The sequence below is a fragment of the Sphingomonas segetis genome, from assembly GCF_009720245.1.
Classification (GTDB): Bacteria; Pseudomonadota; Alphaproteobacteria; order Sphingomonadales; family Sphingomonadaceae; genus Sphingomicrobium; species Sphingomicrobium segetis.
Genome location: NZ_WJSQ01000217.1, coordinates 1 through 3,199, shown reverse-complemented (window position 1 = coordinate 3,199; position 3,199 = coordinate 1). Strand labels below are relative to the sequence as shown.

At 66.8% G+C, this 3,199-nt stretch carries 2 protein-coding genes and 1 pseudogene; 1 reads left to right on the top strand and 2 read right to left on the bottom strand.

Annotation, left to right across the window (positions count from 1 at the left end; all coding sequences use genetic code 11):
* Together GH737_RS13890 and GH737_RS13885 are read right to left on the bottom strand one after the other, a co-directional pair.
* A pseudogene (locus GH737_RS13890) lies at positions 1 to 606 on the bottom strand (hypothetical protein); the annotation flags it as partial.
* Positions 603 to 1,328, bottom strand: a complete 726-nt coding sequence (locus tag GH737_RS13885; protein WP_196233203.1) for a uracil-DNA glycosylase — start codon at positions 1,326 to 1,328, stop codon at positions 603 to 605. The pseudogene GH737_RS13890 and the gene GH737_RS13885, both read right to left, overlap by 4 nt.
* Positions 1,329 to 1,417: 89 nt before the next feature.
* On the opposite strand from GH737_RS13885, the gene GH737_RS13880 reads away from it, so the two are divergent.
* Positions 1,418 to 3,067: an electron transfer flavoprotein-ubiquinone oxidoreductase gene (locus GH737_RS13880; protein ID WP_155265375.1), complete on the top strand. Its 1,650-nt coding sequence runs from the start codon at positions 1,418 to 1,420 to the stop codon at positions 3,065 to 3,067.
* Positions 3,068 to 3,199: the final 132 nt, after the last annotated feature.

Genomic DNA, 3,199 nt, shown 5'->3' with positions numbered 1-3,199 from the left:
CAGTCCCGCGCCTTGCGTGACGAGCAGCGCCTCCGCGGCGCTCGCATCGTCGGACTTGATCAGCGGGTCGAGCGCTGAGCGGAGCTGGTCGGCGGCCGGCTCGCCCTGGACCGGCTTCGCGCGATAGCGGACCGGCGCGGAACCGAGCACGACCGTTTGCTTTTCCGGAATGACGAGCGGCGTCGTGGTCGCGCCCCGCCTCAGCGCCATCAGCCCGAGCTGGTTGGCCTCGGGAAGCTCGGGCGCCTCGGCGATCAGCGCCTGGAGCGACGCGAGATCGACGACCGGCGAGCCTTTCGCCGTGTACAGTTCGGCTTTGGCCACGGCCGTGAGCACGCTTGGCGGAAGCGCCGCGATGCCGGCGCGGGCCGAAGCCCAGTTGCCGCCGTCGATTGCGTCGAACACCCCGCGCCAGTCCCTGGGCACGGGAACGGATGGCGTCGCTGGTGCCGGCTGCACAGACGGTTCTGGCTGCGCGCTGGTGGAGGTGGTCGCCGTCGGTGACGTGCTGCCCTTGGCCAACGGGGCGAGCGGGTCCGACGTCGGCTGCGCCATCACGGGCGCGGCGCAGATGAGGCTTCCGAAAGCAAGCAGCGCAGCCTTCAAGATTTATCCTCCATCAAAAGCAGAAGATCCTGCCATGCCAGCCTTTTGTCTAACGGCCGCTTAAGCAGATGGCGCGGGTGGAAGGTGGCGACGGTGCGCACGCCCTCGACCTTGTGAACGTGCCCGCGGGCTTGGGCGATCGGCTTGCCGAGCAGCGCCCGGGCAGGGCCGTCGCCCAGCAGCAGCAGCCGCTGCGGTTTCGCAAGGCGGATATGGCCGCGGGCGATCTCGGCGTAATCGTCGCGATGGGCGTCGCTCAGCCGGGCGCCGGGTGCATGAATCGGGGAGAGGGAGGCACTGTACGCCTGCTCGGGCGCGATTCCGATCGCGGCGAGCATCCGCTTGGCGAGATCCCATGCCTCGCCGCCGATCGGCTGGCCCGCCGTATAATCTTCGAGCGCGGGCGCATCGCTGAGCAGCATCACTGCCGCGTTTTCGGGGCCGTGCGGAAGGATGCGCTTCGCCGAAGCAGAGGCGAGAGGCAGTTGGACGCTGCTCGCCAGCCATTCCTGGAGATCGGTCAGGGTTTCGTGGGTCGGCCGGCGAATATTCGGCGCCTGCTCCAGGGGGGTCAGTCCCTGCTGGGCTGTCCCGGGTCGCGACGGAGGCTTCAGCCAGTTGCGCGGCTCTTCCTGGATGGCGGCATCGACGCCGGCGGCTAGCCACCACGCCAATGCGCTGCGCGCCTCGGCAATGCCGATTGTTTCTACGTCCCCGCCCACGGCCGCATTCCTCACCGGCATTGACGGCGCGGTCAAGGAATGGGCAGTGCGGACGAGTCGAATTGTGTGGAGGACGCGACGAAAGGCCGATGAACGAACGGGAATCCATGGCTTATGACGTCGTGATCGTCGGCGCCGGGCCTGCCGGCCTGAGCGCGGCGATCCGCCTCAAGCAGCTGGCGAACGCGGCGGCACGCGAGCTTTCGGTCTGCATCCTCGAGAAAGGGAGCGAGGTCGGCGCGCACATCCTGTCGGGCGCGGTGATCGACCCGATCGCGCTGGACGAGCTGATCCCCGAGTGGAGAGACAAGGGCTCGCCGCTGACGGTTCCGGTGACGGAGAACCGCCATTGGCTGCTAACCGCCGGCAGGAAGTGGGAATTTCCCCATTTCCTGATGCCGCCGTCCATGAACAACAAGGGCACTTACACCTTGAGCCTGGGGAATTTCTGCCGGTGGCTCGCCGCGCAGGCGGAGGAGTTTGGGGTTGAAATCTTCCCCGGCTTCCCGGCCGCCGAGATCCTGTTCAACGAGGACGGTTCGGTGAAGGGCGTCGCGACCGGCGACATGGGCATTGGGCGCGACGGCTCTCACCGCGCCGATTACCAGCCCGGCATGGAGCTGCACGCGCGCTACACCTTCTTCGCCGAAGGCGCCCGTGGCAGCCTGACCAAGCGCCTGACCCAGCTGTTCGGCCTCCGTGAGGACAGCGGTCCTCAGGTTTATGGCCTTGGAGTCAAGGAATTATGGGACGTTCCTGCCGAAAAACATAAGCCCGGGCGAGTCATCCACACGCAGGGCTGGCCGCTCGAGGATGCGTGGGGCGGGGGGTTCATCTACCACCAGGAGAACAATCAGGTCGCGCTCGGCTTCGTCGTCTCGCTCGACTACTCGAACCCCTACCTCTCGCCCTTCGAGGAGATGCAGCGCTGGAAGACTCATCCGGCGGTGCGCGCCGAAATCGAGGGCGGGCGCCGCGTGTCCTACGGTGCCCGGGCGATCAATGAAGGCGGCTGGCAGGCCGTTCCGAAGCTGGCGTTCCCGGGCGGGGCGCTGATCGGCTGCTCGGCGGGATTCGTGAACGTGCCGCGGATCAAGGGAACGCACACTGCGATGAAGTCGGCGATGCTCGCCGCCGAAGCCGCCTTCGAAGCAGTCTCCGCCGACAGATCCGGCGACGTGCTGGATGCCTATCCCGACGCGCTTCACAAGAGCTGGGTCGGCAAGGAGCTCAAGAAGGTACGCAATGCGCAGCCGGCGGTCGCGCATTGGGGCGGGACGGCCGGAACGCTCTACGCCGGGCTCGACCTGTGGCTCAACCATCTCGGGATCGGCGTTCCGTGGACGCTCAAGCTTCGGCCCGACCACACCACGCTCCGCCAGAAAAGCCAGGTCTCCCCGATCGACTATCCGAGGCCCGACGGCGTGCTCACGTTCGACCGGCTGTCTTCCGTGTTCATATCGAACACCAATCACGAGGAAGATCAGCCGGTTCATCTGACGCTCAAGGACGGCGACATACCAACGGCCATCAACCTGCCGGTCTTTGCCGGTCCCGAGCAGCGTTACTGCCCGGCAGGCGTCTATGAATTTGTCGATGGCGAGAACGGTGAACCGCGGCTCCAGATCAACGCCCAGAACTGCGTCCACTGCAAGACCTGCGACATCAAGGACCCGACCCAGAACATCAACTGGGTCACTCCAGAAGGCGGCGGAGGCCCCAATTACCCGAACATGTAAGCTCCTCGGCGGTACCGCATTTGCGGCGCTGCTGCTCGTTCCCGCGGCGGCCGCGGCAGCACGGCTCTCGACCGGCGATCCGGCGCTGACCTACGTCCAGGCGCGCGCCGCGGCGATCAACGGCGAGCACGC

What these genes read in the sequence shown, in the direction of transcription:
- GH737_RS13880 (WP_155265375.1), top strand. Translation starts at nt 1,418, where the DNA reads ATGAACGAACGGGAATCCATGGCTTATGACGTCGTGATCGTCGGCGCC.